This window comes from Micromonospora sp. NPDC023737 (genome assembly GCF_040639715.1).
In the GTDB taxonomy this organism is placed as follows: Bacteria; Actinomycetota; Actinomycetes; order Mycobacteriales; family Micromonosporaceae; genus Micromonospora.
The window spans coordinates 16521-36633 of the sequence record NZ_JBFAAL010000028.1 but is presented as its reverse complement, the minus strand read 5'-3'; the positions used below and the strand labels follow the sequence as shown (position 1 = coordinate 36633).

The following is a 20113-nucleotide window of genomic DNA, read 5'->3' as shown; positions in this document are numbered from 1 at the left end:
GGGTCAGCCGGCTGGTACCTGCGGACCTGCTACGGACGTTAGTGCCGACACCTGCCGAAGTTTGGTGATGTCGGCTAGCTGACGGCCCAGCACCTAGCGCTGACCCAGGGTCCGGGCGCGAAGAGGCCGCCACACCACTGCCCCGACCGAGTTGCCCTCAGAACAGTAGAAGCGCGTCGAACTCCGGTTCTTTGTCCCTGCTGGCCATGACACCTCGGCTGCCGCTCATACGGCAGCGGCCCGCGGGACCATCGCCCACCACTTCCTCCCCCCGCCACTCGTGCACGCCGGGGGAGTGATTCACCCTTGACGGATCGACAAGTAGGACCGTCACAAGCAGGGAGGACATACGGGGTTGTCGCGATGCTGTCGCAGCCGAACGGGGCAACGGTAGAGGTGGCAGAAGCTAACCTCTACCGCGGAGGACGCCATGAGACGGAACCCGAACCGGGGCCGCGTCTACCGCTGCTGCGCCTGTCGTGACAGCACTGGCCGACTCGGCCCCCGGTGCCCCAAGCTGTCCAATGCCCGGCACGGCGGCTGGGCGTTCGCCGTAGACCTGCCGAGCCTGAACAAGCGCAGCACCATGCGCCGTACCGGTTTCGCTACCAAGGGGGCGGCCTCGGCCGCCCACTCACATGTGCTTGAGTGCGAGCGCGCCGGTGTCAGCCTCGACGACAGCGAAACGGTGGCCAGCTACCTCACCTGCTGGCTTGAGGCCAAGTCGCCGACCCTCAAGACGAACACCATGAACCGCTACACCGCTTACATCCACAACGATCTCATCCCCGCGCTCGGCGCCGTGCCCTTGGAGCGGCTCACTCACGACCACGTGACCCAGTTCATCCAGCGTGAGCTCGCCGCCGGCCGCAGCCCGGTCACCCTGCGCCGCTGCGTGACGAACCTGTCGAGCGCGCTCAACGACGCCCGCCGCAACCACCGGCTGCCCCAGAACGCCGCCCGCTTCGCCATGATCCCCCGACCGCCGGAACCCGAGCTCACCTGCTGGAGCACCAGCCAGACAAGCGCGTTCCTGCGGCACTGCCACGCCGTTGAAGATCCGCTCGCGGACCTGTTCGGGTTGATGGTCTGCACCGGGATGCGCAAAGGCGAGACTCTGGGCCTGCACTGGGCCGATGTGGACCTCGATGCGCGGGCACTGTTCGTGCGCTGGACGTTGGTCAGCGTCGACAACAGCCGCACCATGTTGAACGCACCCAAGACCCCACGGCAGCCGGGCCTGGGTCGCCCTGTCCACCCGCGCCGTCGACGCGTTGCAGCGGCAACGCCGCCGCCAATGCCGGCAACAGTGACCGCCCGCCATCACGACAATCTCGACCTCGTGTTCGCCAGACCCGATGGACAACCCCTACGGCCGCAGTACGTGCTCGACCACCTGCGCCGCCTCACCGCCGACGCCGGGCTTCCGGCAATTCGGGTGCACGACCTGCGACACATCGCCGCCACGATCATGATCAGCCAGGGGGTGCCGATCGCCGTGGTGTCCAAGACGCTGCGCCACAGGAACGTGGCCACCACCATCGACATCTACGGCCACCTCACCCGCGACGCCGCCGCCGGCGTGAGCGCCACCTGCGCGGCCCTCGACGCGGCCGACGCCCGGGCCGCCTGAGCTTCGTTGCAAGTTCCGTCCGTGGGTGCGACAGCAACGCGACAATACAGCCATGAAACGATCACAGGGGATATGCCTCCGTCGGCATATCCCCTGGTCAGATGCGTCGGGACGGCCGGATTTGAACCGACGACCCCTTGACCCCCAGTCAAGTGCGCTACCAAACTGCGCCACGTCCCGATGCCTCCGCCTGGTCTCCCCTGCGGCAGCCGGTACAGCTTAGCGCAGCTTCCTCACGCCGTCCGCACAGGCCCTACCGGTCACGGACAGCCTTGGCAGCGCGGCCGGCGTGACTGGCCGCACCACCGCTAAAGCGTCCTAGGCAGATAGGTAGGAGCGCGTTCTGGGGGACTCCGGTCAGGCCGGGCGGCGAACCGGGCCGCCGACGATGCGGGGAATAGCTTGATCCACTCGAGCTCCATGAAGTCGGGGTGTCAGCTCGGGTCGGTCAACCCGACTTCAATGAACCCGAGTGGATCAACCAGAGGCGCGACCCGGCAGGCCGAGCGGACCGGCCCGGGACCGGGCAAGACCGAGCGGATCAAACCAGGCCGGGGACGAGACAAGGCCGAGCCGACCAGGCCGGGCCGAAGCGGACCAAGGCCACACCGACCCCGGACGAGACAAGACCGAGCCGACCAAACGAAGCCCGAGACCAGGCCCGAGACCAGGCAAGACCGAGCCGACCAAACCAGGCCGGGTCGAAGCGGAAGAAGGCCAAACCGACCCGGGACGAGACGAGGCCGAGCGGACGAAGCGGGCCGGGTCGGGGAAGCCCCGACCCGGCCCGCTCGTGGATCAGATGGTCAGCCGTGCGCCTTGCCGCGGCCGCCGGGGCCGAGCTTCTTGCGCGGGCGTACCGAGATCTCGATCGGGCTGCCCTCGAAGCCGAACTCCTCGCGGAGCTTGCGCTCGACGAACCGCTGGTAGCCGGCGTCCAGCGGCCCGGTGGTGAACAGCACGAAGCGCGGCGGCGCCGCGCCGGCCTGGGTGGCGAAGAGGATGCGCGGTGCCCGACCGCCCCGCACCGGGTGCGGCGTGGCCTGCACGAGAGCCGTGAGCCATTGGTTGAGCCGCGACGTCGGGATGCGGGTCTCCCAGCTGTCGAGCGCCTTGTTCAGCGCCGGGGCGAGCTTGTCGACCGCGCGGCCGGTCATCGCCGACAGGTTCAGCCGGATCGCCCACGGGATCCGGCGCAGTTCCCGGTCGATCTCCTTGTCCAGGTAGTACCGGCGGTCGGCGTCGACCAGGTCCCACTTGTTGAAGGCGATCACCAGGGCCCGGCCGGCTTCGGTGACCATCGACAGGATCCGCTGGTCCTGTTCGCTGATCGGCTCGCTCGCGTCGAGAAGTACCACCGCGACCTCGGCCGCCTCGATGGCCGAGGCGGTACGCAGGCTCGCGTAGTACTCGGTGCCGCTGGCCTTGCCGACCCGCTTGCGCAGGCCTGCCGTGTCGACCAGGTGCCAGGTCTCGCCGCCGATCTGCACGAGGCTGTCCACCGGGTCGACGGTGGTGCCGGCGACCGAGTCGACAACTGCCCGCTGCTCGCCGGAGAAGCGGTTCAGCAGGCTGGACTTGCCCACGTTCGGCCGGCCGACGAGCGCCACCCGGCGCGGCCCGCGCGGCCCGTGCTCGACGATCGCCGGCGCCTCCGGCAACGCGGCCATGATCGCGTCGAGCAGGTCGCCGGAGCCCCGGCCGTGCAGGGCCGACACCGGCAGCGGTTCGCCCAGGCCGAGCGACCACAGTGAGGTCGACTCCATCTCGATGGAGGTGTTGTCGGCCTTGTTCGCCACCAGGATGACCGGCTTGGCGCTGCGCCGCAGCATCCGCACCGCGGCCTCGTCCACATCGGTCGAACCGACCATCGCGTCGACCACGAAGAGTACCACGTCGGCCGTCGCCACGGCCGTCTCGGCCTGCGCGGCGATCGCCGCCGCCCGGTCCTTCGCGTCCGGTTCCCAACCGCCGGTGTCCACCACGGTGAACGCCCGGCCGGCCCACTGCGCGTCGTACGGCACCCGGTCCCGGGTCACGCCGGGGACATCCTCGACGACCGCCTGCCGGCGACCGATGATCCGGTTGACCAGCGTCGACTTGCCGACGTTCGGTCGGCCTACGACGGCCACCACCGGCTGCGGGCCGGTGGGTTCCTCGGTGTCGAGGTCCGGCTCCTGAAGCTCGACCCAACCGCCGCCGTCACTCACGCCGACACTTCCTTCCGGTCCGCGCCGGCACGAGGCTCAACCGCGTTGTGTCCGATGTTCTGCTCGCTCATGCCACTCCCCGCTCGGTGAGCAGGGTGTGCAGCTGCTGGACGACCTCGTCGATGCCCAGCTCGGTGGTGTCCAGCACGACCGCGTCCGACGCCTGCTGCAACGGCGAGGTCTTGCGGGTCGAGTCCAGGTGGTCGCGGCGGGCCAGGTCCGCGGCGGTGACCACCGCGTCGGTGGCGTCCTCGGCGCTGCGCCGGGCCGCCCGGGCGGCCTCGGACGCGGTCAGGTAGACCTTGAGGTCGGCGTCCGGCGCCACCACGGCACCGATGTCCCGGCCCTCCACCACCATCCGTCCGGCGTTCGCGATCATCTCCTGCTGCCGGGCGACGAGCAGCGCGCGTACGGCCGGCACGGCCGCCACGGCGGAGACCGCCTTGGTCACCTCGGGCCCGCGGATGTCCGCGTCCACGCTGACACCGTCAGCGGTCACGGCGTACCCCTGCGGGTCGGTCCCGATGCGCAGGTCCACCTCCTGGGCGACCTTGGCCACCGCCTCCGCGTCGGTGAGGTCGACGCCGGAGCGCAGCACCGCCCAGGTGATCGCCCGGTACATCGCTCCGGTGTCCAGGTAGCGGGCGCCGATACCGGCGGCCAGCCGTCGGGAGACGGTGGACTTTCCCGAACCGGACGGCCCGTCCACAGCGACCACACATCGCCCGGCCCGCACGTTGTCTTCCACCGTCGTCCTCCTCAGCCCGTACCTCACGGATCGCCGGCCTTCCGGCGCCGCGAGCGGATGTTCCTGGTCAATGATGCCCGCCGCTCCGAGCGGAGCGCGCGCGACGCCGCCGGGCGCGACCCGCGCCACCGCGCGGCCGGCACCCGACCGCCACGGAGCCTACCGGCAGCCGTACCCCGTTCGGCGGGGTCAGTCACCCACCGCCTTGAACAGCGCGGCGACTTCGGCGTTGGTGAGCCGGCGGGTCCGCCCGGCGCGCAGGTCACCGAGTCGGATCGGCCCGATCGAGGTACGTATGAGTCGGGACACCGGGTGCCCGGCCTCGGCCAGGATTCGCCGGACGATGTGTTTGCGTCCTTCGTGCAGGGTCAGCTCGACCTGGGCGGTTCGTCCCAGGGTGTCCACCACTCGGAACGAGTCCACCTTCGCCGGGCCGTCCTCCAGCTCCACGCCGGCCATCAACCGCTTGCCGAGGTTGCGCGGGATCGGCCCGGACACCTCGCAGAGGTACGTCTTCTGCACACCGTAGGAGGGGTGCATGAGCCGGTGCGCCAGGGTTCCGTCGTTGGTGAGCAGCAGCAGGCCCTCGCTGTCGGCGTCGAGCCGCCCGACGTGGTAGACGCGCTGCTCGACCCGGTTGCCGAGGAAGTCCGCGAGCGCGGTGCGCCCCTTCTCGTCCGCCATGGTGGAGACGACACCGCGCGGCTTGTTCATGGCCAGGTAGACCAGCCGGGTGTCGGTGACCAGTCGCTCCCCGTCGACGTGGATCACCGCGGTGGCCGGGTCGACCTTGTCACCGAGCTGCGCGACCCGCCCGTTGACGGTGACCCGGCGCCGGAAGATCAGGTCCTCGCAGGCGCGTCGGGAACCCACACCGGCGGCGGCCAGCACTTTCTGCAGGCGTTCGATGCCCTCGGGGGCGTCGGTGTGAGGGGTGCGGTCATCGCGTGACATCGCTCAGCTCTTCCACATCATCGGGTAGGAACGGCGCGAGCGGCGGCAGCTCGTCGACCGTGTTCAAACCCAGCTTCTCAAGGAACAGGGTGGTGGTCCGGTAGAGGAAGGCGCCGCTTTCCGGCTCACTTCCGCACTCCTCCACCAGGCCGCGGGTGACCAGGGTACGGATCACCCCGTCACAGTTGACACCCCGGATCGCCGAGATTCGTGAGCGGGTGACTGGCTGCTTGTAGGCGACCACGGCGAGCGTTTCCAGCGCGGCCTGGGTCAGCCGTACCGACTGCCCGTCAAGCACGAACCGCTCCACGTAGCCGGCGTATTCCGGACGGGTGTAGAGACGCCAGCCACCGGCGGCGCGGCGCAGCTCGAAACCGTGCCCGGACGCGGTGTATCCGGCGGCGATCTGGTCCAGCATCGCGCCGACCCGCGCGGCCGGTTGCTCCAGCACCTCGGCCAGGGTCGCCTCGCTGACCGGCTCGTCCACCACCAGCAGGATCGCCTCGAGCGCCCCGCGCAGCTCGGCCTCGTCGAGCTCCGGCGCGGGTTCCGGGGCCACGGTCACCCGTCGTCGGGGAGCCGGCTGTTTCCTGGGTACGCGAGCAGCCGTTCCCTCCCCCGCCGCAGCGTCACTGCCCGCGGACGCGGATTCGGCCGTCTCCGGCGCCGCCGGCCGTTCCTCGGCCGGCACGCTGTCGGAGGCGGCCGTCCCCGGTGCCGCCACACGTTCCTCGGCCGGCACGCTGTCGGGCTCGGCCGTCGCCGCGACCTCGGCCGGTTCCGCGCTCCTGGGCTCCGGTGGCCCCGCCGGGGGTGCCTCCGGTGCGAGATCTTCCTGTCGGGGCGGTTCCGGGGTGTTCCGGGGCGGGCTGGGACGTTGCCAGGGTGGGACCCAGGCAGCGGCCTGGTCGGCCAGGGAGTTGTGGGTCTCCTCGTTGCTCATCGCGTCAATCCTCGCTCGTGCCCACGTCGCGGCTTCCGGTCGGGTCGGCTGCGGGGTCTGCGGGCCCGGCAGGTGCGGTGCCCGGGGGGCCGGCCTCGGCGGGCGTGCCCGCGTACTCGTCGATCTGCAGGTCCGAGCTGCCGTCGGCGGGACCGGTCCACCGGATGGTCAACTCGTCGAGGGCCTGTTCCTGGACGAAGGCCACCAGCCCTTCCCGGTAGAGCTCCAGCAGCGCGAGGAAGCGGGCCACCACCTCCAGGGTGGCTTCGCAGTCGGCGCAGAGCGTCGAGAAGGTGGCGGTGCCGGCCCGGCGCAGCCGCTCGGAGATGATCGCCGCGTGTTCCCGGACGCTGACCCGGACCATGTGCACGTGGGCGATGGAGACCTCGGGGGCCACTTTCGGCGTCATCGCCCGGACGGCGAGGGTACGCAGCCGCTCCGCGCCGATGCCGAGCACGAGGTCGGGCAGCGCCTCGGCGTACCGGGGTTCGAGGGAGACCGCGCGCGGGTACCGCCGGCCGCCGACGGCTTCCAGGTCGGCGATGAACGCGGCGGCCTCCTTGTACGCCTTGTACTGCAGCAGCCGAGCGAAGAGCAGGTCCCGCGCCTCCAGCAGGGCGAGGTCCTCCTCGTCCTCCACGTCGGCGGCGGGCAGCAGCCGGGCCGCCTTCAGGTCCAGCAGGGTGGCGGCGATGAGCAGGAACTCGCTCGCCTCGTCGAGGTCCCACTGGTCGCCCATGGCCCGGATGTAGGCGATGAACTCGTCGGTGACCTGGTGCAGCGCCACCTCGGTGACGTCCAGCTTGTGTTTGCCGATGAGCTGCAGCAGCAGGTCGAACGGGCCGGTGAAGTTCGCCAGCCGGACGGTGAAGCCGCTGCTCTCCCCCGCGTCCTCCGACGAAGACTCGCCCACCGGCTCGGTTTGAGGGCCGACCGGCGACGACTCGCCCCCGGGCTCGGTCGGAGAACCGGCCGATGATTCCGCCGGTGACGACGGCTCAACCCGCGGCGGGAGCCCGGCGTGTGACGCGTCCGACGCGGCGGCACCGGGGCGGGCGGCGGGCCCGGACGACGGCTGCTCGGGCGCGGCGGGCTGGTCGAGGGGCGGGGCGGTCACCCGACGACCGTAGTTGACGGGACGCGAAAGGGCACCGGCACCTACCGCTCGGCCTGCGCGGCGATCACCTCACGGGCCAGCTGGCGGTAGTTGCGTGCCCCGGACGAGGCCGGATCGAGCGTGGTGATCGGGGCGCCCGCGACGGTGGACTCGGGGAACTTGACCGTCTTGGTGATCACCGTCTGGTAGACCTTGTCGCCGAACGCCTCCACCACCCGCTGCAGCACCTGCCGGCAGTGGGTGGTGCGGCTGTCGTACATGGTGGCGAGGATGCCCTCGAGCTCCAGGTCGAAGTTGAGCCGCTCGCGGACCTTGTCGATGGTGTCGAGCAGCAGGGCGACACCACGAAGGCTGAAGAACTCGCACTCCAGCGGGATGAGCACGCCGTGCGCGACGGTCAGCGCGTTGATTGCCAGCAGGCCCAGCGACGGCTGGCAGTCGATCAGGATGTAGTCGTACTCCTTGCGGATCGACCTCAGCACCCGAGCGAGGGCCATCTCCCGGGCGACCTCGTTCACCAGCTGGATCTCCGCGGCGGAGAGGTCGATGTTGGCCGGCAGCAGGTGCAGCCCGGCCACGTCCGTCTTGATCAGGACGTCCTCGGCCGTGATGTCGTCCTGCATGAGCAGGTTGTAGACCGACAGGTCGAGGTTGTGTGGGTTGACCCCGAGCCCGACCGAGAGCGCGCCCTGCGGGTCGAAGTCGACCAGCAGCACCTTGCGGCCGTACTCGGCGAGCGCGGCACCCAGGTTGATCGTGGTGGTGGTCTTGCCGACGCCGCCCTTCTGGTTGGCCATCGCGATGATCCGCGCCGGGCCGTGCCGGTCGGTGGGCATCGGCTCGGGGATCGGCTTGCGCATCGTGTAGGCGGCGGGATCCGCCGGTCCGAGGTCGTTGCCGAGCGCGGCCTGCTGCTCGCGGAGCTCCGACGTCCACGTCTCGGCACGGTTCTCGTTGCCAGCCATGTCCTCGTTGCCCCCTCCCGACGACCACCCGGCGTCGGAGCCCTCCGACGTCCTTCGCGGCGCCGCTGCGCACCCCGGCCCGACAGCTCTAGGGGATCCGCGCCGATGCCGACTGTACGCCACCGGCCAGCAGGCGGTTCATTACCCGTTCGGCGTGTCGGGCGGGGCCCCGCCCGAGCCGGTCTGCGACGACTCAGCCCGGTCAGCCGCGGGCTCGCGGGTGCGCCGTGGCGTACACCTCGCGCAGCCGCTCGACGGTGACCAGTGTGTACACCTGCGTGGTGGTCACCGACGCGTGCCCGAGCAGTTCCTGCACCACCCGCACGTCCGCGCCGCCGTCGAGCAGATGGGTGGCGTACGAGTGGCGCAGCGTGTGCGGGGAGACGGCGGCCGGCCCGTCGACCGGAAGGCCGGCCCGTTCGGCGGCCCGGCGCAGGATCGTCCAGGCGCCCTGCCGGGAGAGCGGGCCACCGCGCGCGTTCAGGAAGACCGCCGGGGTTCCGCGCCCCGCCGCGGCCAGCCCGGGGCGGGCCCGCACCAGGTAGGCCCGGAGCGCCTCGACCGCGTACCCGCCGACCGGCACGAGCCGCGTGCGGCCACCCTTTCCGCGCAGCAGCACCGTGCCCTCGTCCGGGTCCACGTCGTCCACCGCGGCGCCGACCGCCTCCGAGATCCGCGCCCCGGTGCCGTACAGGAACTCCAGCAGCGCCCGGTCACGCAACGCGAGCGGCGCTTCCGCACCGGTCACGGCGACCGGGCCGGCGGTTTCCAGCAGCCGGACCACGTCGTCGACCGGCAGCGCGCGGGGCAGCCGGCGCGGCGGCTTCGGCGGCCGGACATCCCGGCTCGGGTCGGCCCCGGCCAGCCCTTCACGCAGCGCGAAGCGGTGCAGGCCGCGCACGGCGCTCGCGGCGCGGGCCGCCGAGGAGACGGCCAACGGCGGGTGCTCGTCGTCCCCGCTGCGCAACCGGGCCAGGTGTGATTCGACGACACCGGCGCCGACCGACGCGAGGTCGCCGATGCCGGCGCCCGCCAGGGTCGCGAGGTAGCGCTCCAGATCCCGGCGGTACGAGGCGAGGGTGTTCGCGGACAGTCCTCGTTCGACGGTGAGGTGGTCGAGGTAGGTGCGCACGGCACGGCGCAGGGCCGGGGCGGGCTCCTCGCCCGCCCCGGCCCGCTCCGCCGTGGCGCTCAGACCGCGGCCCCGTCAGGCGAGCACGTCGGCCAGCGGGAGGACGCTCATGCCGTGCGCCTCGGCCACCGGACCGTACGTGACGCGACCGTCGTGGGTGTTCAGGCCCAGGGCGAGGGCCGGGTCACGGCGCAGCGCCTCGCGCCAGCCGTTGTTGGCCAACTCGAGGGCGTACGGCAGGGTGACGTTCGTCAGCGCGTACGTGCTGGTGTGCGGCACCGCGCCGGGCATGTTCGCCACGCAGTAGAAGATCGAGTTGTGCACCCGGTACGTCGGGTCGGCGTGCGTGGTGGGACGGGAGTCCTCGAAGCAGCCACCCTGGTCGATGGAGATGTCGACGAGCACGCTGCCCGGCTTCATCCGGGAGACCAACTCGTTGGAGATCAGCGTCGGGGCCTTGGCGCCGGGCACCAGCACCGCTCCGATCACCAGGTCCGCGTCGAGCACCGCACGCTCGACCTCGTACGCGTTGGAGGCGACCGTCTGCAGGTGGCCCCGGTAGATGGCGTCGGCCTGGCGCAGCCGCCCGACGTTCTTGTCCAGCAGCAGCACCTCGGCCTGCAGACCGAGCGCGATGGCGGCGGCGTTCATGCCGGACACGCCGGCACCGATGACCACGGTCTTGGCCGCGTACACCCCGGAGACACCGCCCATGAGGACGCCCCTCCCGCCGCCCTGCGCCTGCAGGTGGTACGCGCCCACCTGCGGCGCGAGCCGACCGGCCACCTCGGACATCGGGGCGAGCAGGGGCAGCGACCGGTCCGGCAGCTCCACCGTCTCGTACGCGATGCCGGTCACCTTGCGGTCGAGCAGCGCGTCGGTGCACTCCTTGGACGCGGCCAGGTGCAGGTAGGTGAAGAGCACCTGCCCCTCGCGCATCCGGTGGTACTCCTCGCCGACCGGCTCCTTGACCTTGAGCACCAGCTCGGCGGTCTCCCACACCTCGTCGGCCGTGGCGAGGATCTTGGCGCCGGCCGCGGTGAAGTCGTCGTCGGAGATGCTGGACCCGACGCCGGCACCGGCCTCGACGAAGACCTGGTGACCGCTGCGGACGAACTCGTTGACGCCCGCCGGCGTGATCGCCACGCGGTACTCGTGGTTCTTGACCTCGCGTGGGATTCCGACCTTCACGATGCAGACACCTCTCTCCGGGGCGGCGCACTCCCCCGACTGCGCGGTGCGCGCCGGCCCCTTTGCCGCCGCGGTCCACCGGTCCCGCCGGCGGCAGTCTAGGCGCGCCGTGACCCCGTGCGGGCCAGCAGAGTGATATCCGGTGCGGGAGCCCCCTGACGGACTGTCAGGTGTCGCGCGGTGGACGTCGCCATCAGCCGTCAGGACAGTGTTCGTACATCATCGTCCCATCAACGGGGTGCCGCTGCGGACAGGACGCGTGTGGATCACTAGGGTGTCGGCTCATGACCACTCCTCCTTACCCGCCCGGGTACCCCCAGGGACCCGGGTATCCCCAGGGCGTTTCCGACAAGAGCAAGGTCGTCGCGGGCATCCTGGGCATCGTGCTCGGTTCGTTGGGCATCGGCCGGTTCTACATGGGCCACACCAAGATCGGCGTGCTGCAGCTCGTCGTGACCCTGGTGACGTGCGGCGTCGGCGCCCTCTGGGGCTTCATCGACGGCATCCTGATCCTGGTCAACGGTGGCGTCGACGGACAGGGTCGTCCGCTGCGCGACTGACCTCCGGGACCACGAAAGGGGCCGTGCGGCGTACCGCACGGCCCCTTTTCGTCGCGAGGGAACTCCCGGGTCAGCGCACCAGCGGGGCGTCCGCCCGGCGCAGCGCCGACCAGCCGGTGTCGCGGGCCCGCGCGGCGGCGAGCAGCCCAGCGACACAGGACGCGTTGGTGATCTCACCGGCCAGCACCATGGCGACGGCCTCGTCCAGGTCGATCCGTACGACCTGGAGGTCGGCCTCCTCGTCGCGCCGCTCGTGCCGCCGCTCGGGTGGCACGTCCGCCAGGTCCCGGGCCAGGAACACCCGGACCAGTTCGTCGGTGAAGCCGGGCGAGCTGTGCAGGTCGACCAGCACGTCCATCCGCCCGGCGGTCAGGTCCACCTCCTCGGCCAGTTCCCGCGCCGCCGCGGCGGCCAGGTCCTCCCCGGAGACGTCCGTCAGACCGGCCGGTAGTTCCCACAGGTGCCGCCCGACCGGGGGCCGGTACTGGCGGATCAGCACCACCTGGCCGGCGTCGTCCAGCGCCACCACCGCCACCGCACCGACGTGCCGGACGATGTCGCGCAGCGCGGTGCCGCCACCCGGCATGGTCACCTCCTCGGTGACCACGTCGAAGATCCGGCCGGACCAGCGCTGCTGGCGGGAACGGACCTCGTAGCGGTGCTCGACGGCGCTCACGACGCCGACGCCGCCTTCGCGGCGGCCCCGTTGCGGGCGGCCTTCTCGGCGACCGGCGCGTCCAGGTCGACGGGGAGCTGGTCGGCCTGCGAGTAGGTGATCGCAGCCTTGACGAACGAGGCGAACAGCGGGTGCGGTCGGGTGGGCCGGCTCTTCAGCTCCGGGTGGGCCTGGGTGGCGACGAAGTACGGGTGCAGGCTGCGGTCGAGTTCGATGAACTCGACGAGCCGTCCGTCCGGGGAGGTGCCGGAGATGTGCAGACCGGCCTTGGCGAGCTTGTCGCGGTAGGCGTTGTTCACCTCGTAACGGTGCCGGTGCCGCTCACTGATCTCCGTGCTGCCGTACGCCTCCGCGACCAGCGAACCGTCGGTGAGTTTCGCCGGGTACGCGCCCAGGCGCATGGTGCCGCCCAGGTCGCCCTTGCCGGCGACGATGTCCTGCTGGTCGGCCATCGTGGCGATCACCGGGTGCCGGGCCTTCTCGTCGAACTCCAGGCTGTTGGCCCCGTCGAGACCGGCCAGGTGCCGGGACACGTCGATGGTCATGCACTGCAGACCGAGACACAGGCCGAGCAGCGGAATCCGGTTCTCCCGGGCGTACCGGGACGCGCCGATCTTCCCCTCGATGCCCCGCACCCCGAACCCACCGGGGATGACGATGCCGTCCACCCCCGCCAGCGCGGCCGAGGCGCCGGCTGCGGTCACACACTCGTCGCTGGGCACCCACCGCAACTGCACCCGCGCCCGGTGACCGAACCCGGCCGCCCGGATCGCCTCACTGACCGACAGGTACGCATCCGGCAGGTCCACGTACTTACCCACCACCGCGACGGTCACCGTGTGCCGCGGCTGGTGCACCCGCTCCAGCAGATCGTCCCAGCTGGCCCAGTCCACGTCCCGGAACGACAACCCGAGCCGGCGCACCACGTACGCGTCCAGGCCTTCCCGGTGCAGCACCTTCGGGATGTCGTAGATGCTCGGTGCGTCCGGCGCGGCCGTGACCGCCTCCCGGTCCACGTCGCAGTACAGGGACAGCTTCTCCTTCACCTTGTCCGGAATGTCCCGGTCACAGCGCAGCACCAACGCGTCCGGCTGGATACCGATGCTGCGCAGCTGCGCCACCGAGTGCTGCGTCGGCTTCGTCTTCAACTCACCCGACGGCGCCAGGTACGGCACCAGCGACACGTGCAGGTAGAAGCAGTTGTCCCGGCCCAGATCGTGGCGGACCTGCCGGATCGCCTCCAGGAACGGCAACGACTCGATGTCTCCGACGGTGCCACCCACCTCGGTGATCACCACATCCGGCACCTGACCGTCGGCGTCCGGATCCGCCATGCCGAGGATCCGGGACTTGATCTCATTGGTGATGTGCGGGATCACCTGCACCGTGTCACCCAGATACTCGCCGCGCCGCTCCTTGGCGATCACCTCGGAGTAGATCTGCCCGGTGGTGACGTTCGCCTTCCCCGACAACGCCCGGTCCAGGAACCGCTCGTAGTGCCCCACGTCGAGGTCCGTCTCCGCGCCGTCCTCGGTGACGAACACCTCACCGTGCTGGAACGGATTCATCGTCCCCGGGTCCACGTTCAGGTACGGGTCGAGCTTCTGCATCACCACCCGAAGACCCCGCGCGGTGAGCAGGTTGCCGAGGCTGGAGGCGGTCAAGCCCTTACCCAGCGAGGAGGCGACGCCCCCAGTGACGAAAATGTGCCTGGTCGTCCGTGCTGAAGGGGCCAAGGCCTGCTCCCGTGTCGTCCGTAGCGGTCGTGCAGAACGCCGAGCCGATCAGCAAAGTGATCACGCGATCCACGGGATTCCACGGTAACACCTCTACGGCGGTGGGACGCAGGCCGCACCGAGGTCACGGCCGCCACGACGAGGCGATCAGCGGTCGGTCAGCGCGCGGTGACCGGGTGCGACGGCCGGGGCGACGGCACCGTCGGGCGCCGGTCGGCCCGGGCCTCGCCCGGTTCGGCGGTCGTGCCGGAACCCGTACCCCGGTCCGCGGCCGGTGGCTCCTGCCCGGACGGGGCCGGACGGGCCGGCGGGTTGGACGGGTCGGCCGGTCCGTCGCCGGCAGCACCCGCGTCCTCGGCACGGGTCCGCTCGGCGGCCGGCACGGTCCGGTCGGTCGAGTGGTCCAGCACCCGCAGCGCGGCCAACGCCGCCATCGGCACCACCAGGGCGGCCGCCGCGCCGGCCACGTCCAGCGCCACGCCGCCGAGCACACCGCCGATGACCGCCGCCACGGCGGTGCCGGCCATCGCCGCCCGGATCGCCGGGTAGATGCCGAACAGCCGCATCAGCCCGCCCCAGGGCTGCAACAGGGCGAACCACACCAGCAACGCGCCGGCCAGGGCCAGCACGGTCAGCGGGCTGCTCACGAGGGTGTCGAAGTTGGCCGTGCTGGAACGGTGCAGGGTGAGTCCGCCGGAGCCGTCGCCGATGGCGGCCAGGAAACGACCGAGGCTGCCCCGCTCCGCCGCCGGGCGGCGCAGATCCACCACCGTGACGCCGATGGTGACCGCCATCGCGGCCACGACCGCCCAGGCCAACCGGCTCACCGTCAACCAGCCGCCCGTGCTGATCACCGCCGCGACGCTGAGTCCGGCGGTCAACGCGATCGCCCCGACCGGATCCGCACCCAGGTACGGGCTACCCACGATCACCACGGCGAGCCCGGTGACCGCCACCATCACCGCCGGCCGCCAACCCTTGCGTACGTGCTGGGCGAGCCAACCCGCGCTCAGCAGCGCGGCGGCCAGGAACACCCCGAGCCCGACGGTGCCCAGCCCGGCGTACCGGCCACCCGCCTGCGCCGAGTAGCCCACGACCCCGTTGAGCTGCAACCGCGACCCGGTCACCACGTCGGCTCCCACGACGAGCGCGGTGAGGGCGGCGACCGCGCCCAACGGCCCGAGGGTGCTGCGGTAGCCCGGCACGAACCGGACCGCTGCGGTACCGGCGACGACCAACAGGGCGGTCACCCCGGAGAACGCCAGGCCGGGCCGGTCCGCCCGCCACCACGGCACCGCGTCGGCGAGCAGCGCGGCCGGCACCGCCAGGGCGGCGGCGATGAGGAGCAGTTCCACCAGCGCCACCACCCGCCGCGAGACCGGCTCCGGGCCGTACGGGCCGGCGTGCCGGCGCGCCCGGCGCAGCAGCGGCAGCACCGCCACGGCCAGCAGCGTCAGGGCAGCGGCGAGCAGGGCGAAGAACCCGCTGGCGACGCCCCGCTGGTTCGCCGCCTCCCGTTCGGCGTCCAGCGGTTGAGCGATCGCGTCGGCCAGGGCCGGGCGACCGTCCACGGCCACGGCCGGGCGACCCACGAAAGGACGCTCCGGCATCGGTCTGCCCAGCGCGGCCAGCGCCGTCGGCGCGAGGTCGACGAGTTGCAGGTATCCGTCCCGGCCGGTGGTCGGGGAGGTCAGCCACCCGCCCTCCCAGCCCGGCCCGTCGGCGACCGCCACGTGCAGCCGGGCCGACCGGTCGGTGTCGGAGATCCCGGCGACCAGCACCAGCGAACGCGGTGGACGGGCGGCGAGCACCCGGGCCAGTTGCCGGTCGGCCGCCCGGGCAGCCGCCACCCGCTGCGCCTTCGTGGTGCCGTCGACGGTGCCGAGGTCGACGATGCTGAGCACGCAGGAGCCGAGCAGCTGCGTCGGGTCGTCCGGCAGCGCCGGCGCGTACCGGTCCACTCGACCGAACGGCCGGGCGGCGGCCACCGCGGCGCCGGAGCCGACCGCCACCGAGCAGCGCACCGACTCGGAGAGTGATCCGGGCACGGCGCCCCACGGCAGCTGTTCCTGGTTGAAGTGGACCACGGTCTCCTGGTCGGGCAGGTTCGCCCCGTTGCCGTCGGGCCGCTCCACGGCCACCGTCTGGGCCGGGCAGCTGCCGGCGGGCCGGTTACCGGACCACGCGGCGAAGCTGCCGGCACCGAGGGTCAGCCAGCCGTCCACCGGGCAGGTGGGGCGGTGTGCGGAGCGGACCGACAGGGAACCGATGGAGCCCTGCTCGGCCATCCGCCACAGCGTGGGCGTGGTCTGCGGGTCCACGTCCTCCCACCGCAACCCCGCGACCCCGGCGATGACCACGAAGTCGGCGGTGCGGTGCGGAACGCTGCGCTGCGGGCGGGCGGCGAGCGCCGTGATGCCGAGCACCACCACCATGAGGCTCAGCACGGCGGGGAGAAGTCGGCGCAGCATCAGCGTGGTCCCGACCCGGGTGCGTCGACGCCGGCGGCGGCCGGGCCGTGGGGGTGCGCGGCGAGTTCGGCGTAGAGCGCCGCCAGCGTGGCGACGGTGTCCGCCTCGGTGGGCCAGGTGGCGGCCCGCTCCGCGCCGCGCCGGCCCAGCGCGGCCCGCCGATCCGCGTCGTCGAGAAGTTCCCGTACCGCGGCGTCGACGGCGTCCACCTCGCCGGGCGGCACCAGCACCGCCGCGTCACCGACGAGGTCCGGCAGTCCGCCGACCGCGGTCGCCACCAGCGGTACGCCGGCACGCAGCGCCTCCTGCGCGAAGAGCTGCCGGGCCTCCCAGTCGCTGGTGACCACGGCCAGGTCGGCACCGGCGAGCAGGTCCGCCACGTCGGTGCGGTGACCGAGCAGGGTCACCGGCGCCCGGGCCGCCGAGATCCGCGCGGCCAGCGCCAGGTACGCCGGGCCGCTGCCGGCGATCACCACGACCGGCGCCGGGTCGCGGGTACGCCACCGCGCAGCCGCCTCGATCAGCACGTCGTACCGCTTCTGCGGATGCAGCCGACCGACCGAGAGGATCAGTGGCTGCTCAGCGCGGACGCCGAACTCGGCGCGGACCGCGGCCGGACGACGGCGCGAGGCGGGCAGGGCGGGTGCCGCGACCGGGGCGAGCCGGGCATCGGCGGCGCCGAGCGCCGCGGCCCGGTCGACCAGGTCGGCGGAGGCGCCGAGCGCGACCCGGGCACCCCGGGCCACCACCCGCTCGACGAGGCGGGACACCGCGCCGCGCATCCCACCGGCGAGCACCGCGTTGTGCCAGGTGACCACGACCGGCGCCGTGGGCCGGGCGAGCACCGCGACGAGCCCCGCCCGCAGGCCGTGCGCGTGCACCACGTCCACCGGCGTGGCCGCCAGGGCGCGGCGCAGGGCGGCGACCGCGCGAGCGTCGGCCGGGGTCGGTTTGGCGGGGATCTCGACCGGCTGGAAGCGCGCTCCGACGCCGGTGAAGTCGAACTGCTCCTGGGTGGCCGCCGGCCCGCAGACCAGCACCGTGGCACCCGCGGCGGTGAGCCCGCGCGCCACCGACCGGACGTGCTGTCCCACGCCGCCGGTGCTGGAGGCGAGCAGCAGCGCCACGCTGCCCGGCCAGCCGGGTGTCGGTTCCGTCGCCGCGCTCACCCGGACACCGTCTCCTTCCCGTCACCCCGCTCCGGAGGGCTGCCGTCCTGCTCCTGTGCTTCGCCCGCGTTCCCGCGTCTCCGCGCACCGCCGCGGCCCAGTCGTCGCAGCACCCCGGCGAGCAGCGGTCGTACGGCCTGCCGGTCGACGAGCCAGACCACGGCGAGGAACACGACGCCGACCAGAACTCCGGACAGCATGCCCTGACCGAGTGCCGCCCCCATCGTCGGGGTGCCGTCACCCGGCGTGTCGAGCCACCGGAGCACACTCACACCGGCGAGCGCCCCGGCGAGCCCGCCGAGCAGCCCGGCCGCCGCTGCCCGGGGCGTACCGGCCAGCGCCGCGGAACCCGCCGTCCGGCGCACCGCGATGATCAGCAGCCCGCCCAGCAGCAGCATCCCGGCCGAGTTGGCCAGCGCCACCGCCAGCACCCGGTCGGCGAGGGGCAGCAGGCGCCCGAGCAGGATCGCCAGCGCCGGTACGGCCAGCCAGCCGACCGCGGTGGCGAGAGTCGCCGACCTGGTCGTGCCGCGCGCGTAGAGGGCCCGGGTGAGCACGGCGAAGAGGCCATAGCCGAGCAGGCCGGGTGCGAAGCCGATGATCGCCGCCGCGGTGGTCGCGGCGGTGTGCGGGGAATGGGCGAAGAAGAACTGTCCCACCGGTTGCGCCGTGCCGGCCAGCGCGGCGGCGCCGAGCAGGCTGAACAGCACCACTCCGCGCACCGCCGGGGCCAGGGTCTGCTGGTAGGCCCGCTCGTCGCCGGCCGCTCGGGCGGCCACCAGCGTCGGGTACGCGGCCACCGCCAGCGGCACGGCCAGCACCGCCCAGGGCAGGAAGTAGACGGTCTGCGCGATGTTGTAGGCACCCGGGTTGGAACGGGACCCGAAGGTGACCTGGTGGAGGGCGATCGCCACGGCGATCTGCTGCGCCGTGACGGCCACGATCCCGGCCGTGGCCAGCCCACCGACCCGGGCCCGGACGTCGGCTGGGAACCGGAAACCGGGTCGCAGGCGCAGCCCGAGCCGGCGCAGCGGTATCAGCAGCGACAGGGAGAGCACCACCACGCCGAGCGTGGTGCCACCGGCGAGCAGCAGCTCACCGCCTCGGCTCACCGATCCGACCGTGGCGAGCTGCCCCTGCCAGGCGGTGAAGCCGAGGTAGACGGCGATCACGGTGAGGCTCGAGAGCAGCGGAGCGATCACCGGCCAGGCGAACCGTCGATGCGCCTGGAGCACCCCGGTGAGCACGATACCGACGCCGTAGAGCGGCAACTGGGGCGCGAAGAGCAGCAGCATCCGCGCCCCCACCTGCTGCTGCTCGGCGTTGAGGCCGCCACCGAGCAGCCCGATCAGCGGGTGGGCGAGCAGCGCCACGACCACGGCCAGCGGCACGAGCAGACTGAGCGTCCAGGTCAGCAGCGCGCTGGTGGTGGCGCTCACCGCCCGCCGGTCGCCCGCCTCCACCGCACCGGCCAGCAGCGGTACGACGAGACTGGCCAACGCCCCACCGGCGACGATCTCGAAGACGATGTTCGGCAGGTTGTTCGCGACCACGTAGGTGCCACCGAGATCGGTGTCGGCCAGCGCCCAGGTGAACACGGAGGTGCGGCCGAAGCCGGCCAGGCGGCTGACGACGGTGAGGACGGCGATGAGCGCGGCTGCTCCGGCCACTCGGCCGGCGCCGGCGAGGGGTGCCGGTCTGGTCACGTCAGTCGGCGCGGCGGCCCAGCGCGTCGAGCTCACGCAGCCCCGGTGTCCGCTGGATCACCTGCGTGAAGCTGACCTTCTCGCTGGCCGCGGTGAGACCGGCCAGCACGGCGAGGAGACCGGCCCGGCCCAGCGGGCCGGTGCGGGCGGCGAGCGCGACGCCGAGCACCGCACCGAGGGCGTTCGCGCCGCTGTCGCCGAGCATCACCTCCTCGCCGAGGTCGTCCGGGAGCAGCCCGGCGGCCGCCCCGGCCGCCCCGGCCGCGATCCCGCCGTGCGGGCCGCCGGCCAGCGGCGCGCCGAGCAGCAGACCGGACTTGAGCGCCCGGCCGGGACGCAGGTCGAGCAGGTTGAGCAGATTCGCGGTGCCGGCGACCACGCCGGCGCCGAGGAGCACGTCCGCGTCGCGGCCGAGCGCGCCCAGCCGTGCCCGGCGACGGTGCCCGGCGACCCGGGGATCGGCGGCGAGCAGCGCGGCCGCGCCGAGCCCGGCGGCACCCACCCCGACGATCTTGATGAGGCCGGCGGTGACCCGCCCCTCGCGCAGCGCGGCGAGGTGACCGGCGAAGCCCTTCGCCGTCTTCTGCTCGGGCCGGGCGCCGACCACGTCGTCGTAGAGCCCCACCGCGCCCGCGCCGAGGCCGGCGACCATGCTCGCGGCGCCGGAAGCCACGCTGGTGGCGCCGAGCGCCGCCGCGCCGGACGCGCCGACGGCGAGCGCCGGGCCCGCCGCGAGACTCACCGGGCGGCCCCGGAAGTTGGTACGCGCAAGCGCCGGCCCGGCCGGGGAGGTGCGCACCGCGCGCAGCGCGTACCGGGCGGCGACCGCCCCGGCGCCGACGGTCAGCAGCCGGCCCAGCATGCTCACGCGGTCTCTCCGATCGGTTCGTCGACGGGTATCC

General features: G+C 72.7%; 16 protein-coding genes and 1 tRNA gene. 2 read left to right on the top strand and 15 right to left on the bottom strand.

Annotated features, from left to right (window positions below; genetic code table 11):
• Nucleotides 1-430: 430 nt before the first annotated feature.
• Entirely contained in the window at nucleotides 431-1633 is a 1203-nt protein-coding gene (locus tag AB0F98_RS30845) for a tyrosine-type recombinase/integrase (protein WP_357742785.1), read from the top strand.
• A 106-nt stretch (nucleotides 1634-1739) separates the two neighbouring features.
• Here AB0F98_RS30845 and AB0F98_RS30840 read toward each other — a convergent pair.
• From AB0F98_RS30840 to ald, 9 genes are all read right to left on the bottom strand, one after another.
• Nucleotides 1740-1813, bottom strand: a tRNA-Pro gene (locus AB0F98_RS30840).
• Between the two features lie 626 nt (nucleotides 1814-2439).
• Entirely contained in the window at nucleotides 2440-3843 is a 1404-nt protein-coding gene (der, locus tag AB0F98_RS30835; protein WP_357742782.1) for a ribosome biogenesis GTPase Der, read from the bottom strand.
• Between the two features lie 67 nt (nucleotides 3844-3910).
• Nucleotides 3911-4591: a (d)CMP kinase gene (gene cmk / locus AB0F98_RS30830; RefSeq protein ID WP_357742779.1), complete on the bottom strand. Its 681-nt coding sequence runs from the start codon at nucleotides 4589-4591 to the stop codon at nucleotides 3911-3913.
• A 189-nt stretch (nucleotides 4592-4780) separates the two neighbouring features.
• Nucleotides 4781-5545 (bottom strand): pseudouridine synthase, encoded by a 765-nt coding sequence (locus tag AB0F98_RS30825; protein WP_357742777.1) that lies wholly within the window; start codon nucleotides 5543-5545, stop codon nucleotides 4781-4783.
• The gene (gene scpB / locus AB0F98_RS30820) at nucleotides 5532-6488 is read right to left on the bottom strand and encodes an SMC-Scp complex subunit ScpB (protein WP_357742774.1); all 957 of its coding nucleotides are present in this window, start codon (nucleotides 6486-6488) and stop codon (nucleotides 5532-5534) included. The genes AB0F98_RS30825 and scpB overlap by 14 nt, the downstream gene beginning before the upstream one ends.
• A 4-nt stretch (nucleotides 6489-6492) precedes the next feature.
• Nucleotides 6493-7401 (bottom strand): ScpA family protein, encoded by a 909-nt coding sequence (locus AB0F98_RS30815; RefSeq protein WP_357742772.1) that lies wholly within the window; start codon nucleotides 7399-7401, stop codon nucleotides 6493-6495.
• A 245-nt stretch (nucleotides 7402-7646) separates the two neighbouring features.
• Entirely contained in the window at nucleotides 7647-8570 is a 924-nt protein-coding gene (locus tag AB0F98_RS30810; RefSeq protein WP_350793057.1) for an AAA family ATPase, read from the bottom strand.
• A 202-nt stretch (nucleotides 8571-8772) separates the two neighbouring features.
• Nucleotides 8773-9765, bottom strand: coding sequence for a site-specific tyrosine recombinase XerD (locus AB0F98_RS30805; RefSeq protein WP_357742818.1), 993 nt, complete (start codon nucleotides 9763-9765; stop codon nucleotides 8773-8775).
• A 12-nt stretch (nucleotides 9766-9777) separates the two neighbouring features.
• Nucleotides 9778-10893: an alanine dehydrogenase gene (gene ald / locus AB0F98_RS30800; RefSeq protein ID WP_357742769.1), complete on the bottom strand. Its 1116-nt coding sequence runs from the start codon at nucleotides 10891-10893 to the stop codon at nucleotides 9778-9780.
• A 218-nt stretch (nucleotides 10894-11111) separates the two neighbouring features.
• Here ald and AB0F98_RS30795 point away from each other — a divergent pair, with 218 nt between their 5' ends.
• Entirely contained in the window at nucleotides 11112-11453 is a 342-nt protein-coding gene (locus tag AB0F98_RS30795; RefSeq protein WP_357742816.1) for a TM2 domain-containing protein, read from the top strand.
• A 70-nt stretch (nucleotides 11454-11523) separates the two neighbouring features.
• Here AB0F98_RS30795 and AB0F98_RS30790 read toward each other — a convergent pair whose 3' ends face one another.
• The 6 genes from AB0F98_RS30790 to AB0F98_RS30765 all read right to left on the bottom strand — a co-directional run bounded on the left by AB0F98_RS30790 (nucleotide 11524) and on the right by AB0F98_RS30765 (nucleotide 20079).
• Entirely contained in the window at nucleotides 11524-12129 is a 606-nt protein-coding gene (locus AB0F98_RS30790) for an NUDIX hydrolase (RefSeq protein WP_357742766.1), read from the bottom strand.
• Entirely contained in the window at nucleotides 12126-13865 is a 1740-nt protein-coding gene (locus AB0F98_RS30785) for a CTP synthase (RefSeq protein ID WP_357742763.1), read from the bottom strand. The genes AB0F98_RS30790 and AB0F98_RS30785 overlap by 4 nt, the downstream gene beginning before the upstream one ends.
• A gap of 158 nt (nucleotides 13866-14023) precedes the next feature.
• Nucleotides 14024-16336, bottom strand: coding sequence for a hypothetical protein (locus AB0F98_RS30780; protein WP_357742760.1), 2313 nt, complete (start codon nucleotides 16334-16336; stop codon nucleotides 14024-14026).
• Entirely contained in the window at nucleotides 16336-17505 is a 1170-nt protein-coding gene (locus AB0F98_RS30775; protein ID WP_357742757.1) for a glycosyltransferase family 4 protein, read from the bottom strand. The genes AB0F98_RS30780 and AB0F98_RS30775 overlap by 1 nt, the downstream gene beginning before the upstream one ends.
• Nucleotides 17502-19211, bottom strand: coding sequence for a lipid II flippase MurJ (locus AB0F98_RS30770; protein WP_357742814.1), 1710 nt, complete (start codon nucleotides 19209-19211; stop codon nucleotides 17502-17504). The genes AB0F98_RS30775 and AB0F98_RS30770 overlap by 4 nt, the downstream gene beginning before the upstream one ends.
• A gap of 1 nt (nucleotide 19212) precedes the next feature.
• A complete protein-coding gene (locus AB0F98_RS30765; RefSeq protein WP_357742754.1) occupies nucleotides 19213-20079 on the bottom strand; it encodes a hypothetical protein in 867 nt (288 codons plus the stop codon).
• Nucleotides 20080-20113: the final 34 nt, after the last annotated feature.

Excerpts from the sequence above, each read along its gene's own strand:
- AB0F98_RS30825 (WP_357742777.1), bottom strand. The coding sequence starts at position 5,545 with ATGTCACGCGATGACCGCACCCCTCACACCGACGCCCCCGAGGGCATC.
- AB0F98_RS30810 (WP_350793057.1), bottom strand. The coding sequence starts at position 8,570 with ATGGCTGGCAACGAGAACCGTGCCGAGACGTGGACGTCGGAGCTCCGC.
- AB0F98_RS30845 (WP_357742785.1), top strand. The coding sequence starts at position 431 with ATGAGACGGAACCCGAACCGGGGCCGCGTCTACCGCTGCTGCGCCTGT.
- AB0F98_RS30780 (WP_357742760.1), bottom strand. The coding sequence starts at position 16,336 with ATGCTGCGCCGACTTCTCCCCGCCGTGCTGAGCCTCATGGTGGTGGTG.
- scpB (WP_357742774.1), bottom strand. The coding sequence starts at position 6,488 with ATGAGCAACGAGGAGACCCACAACTCCCTGGCCGACCAGGCCGCTGCC.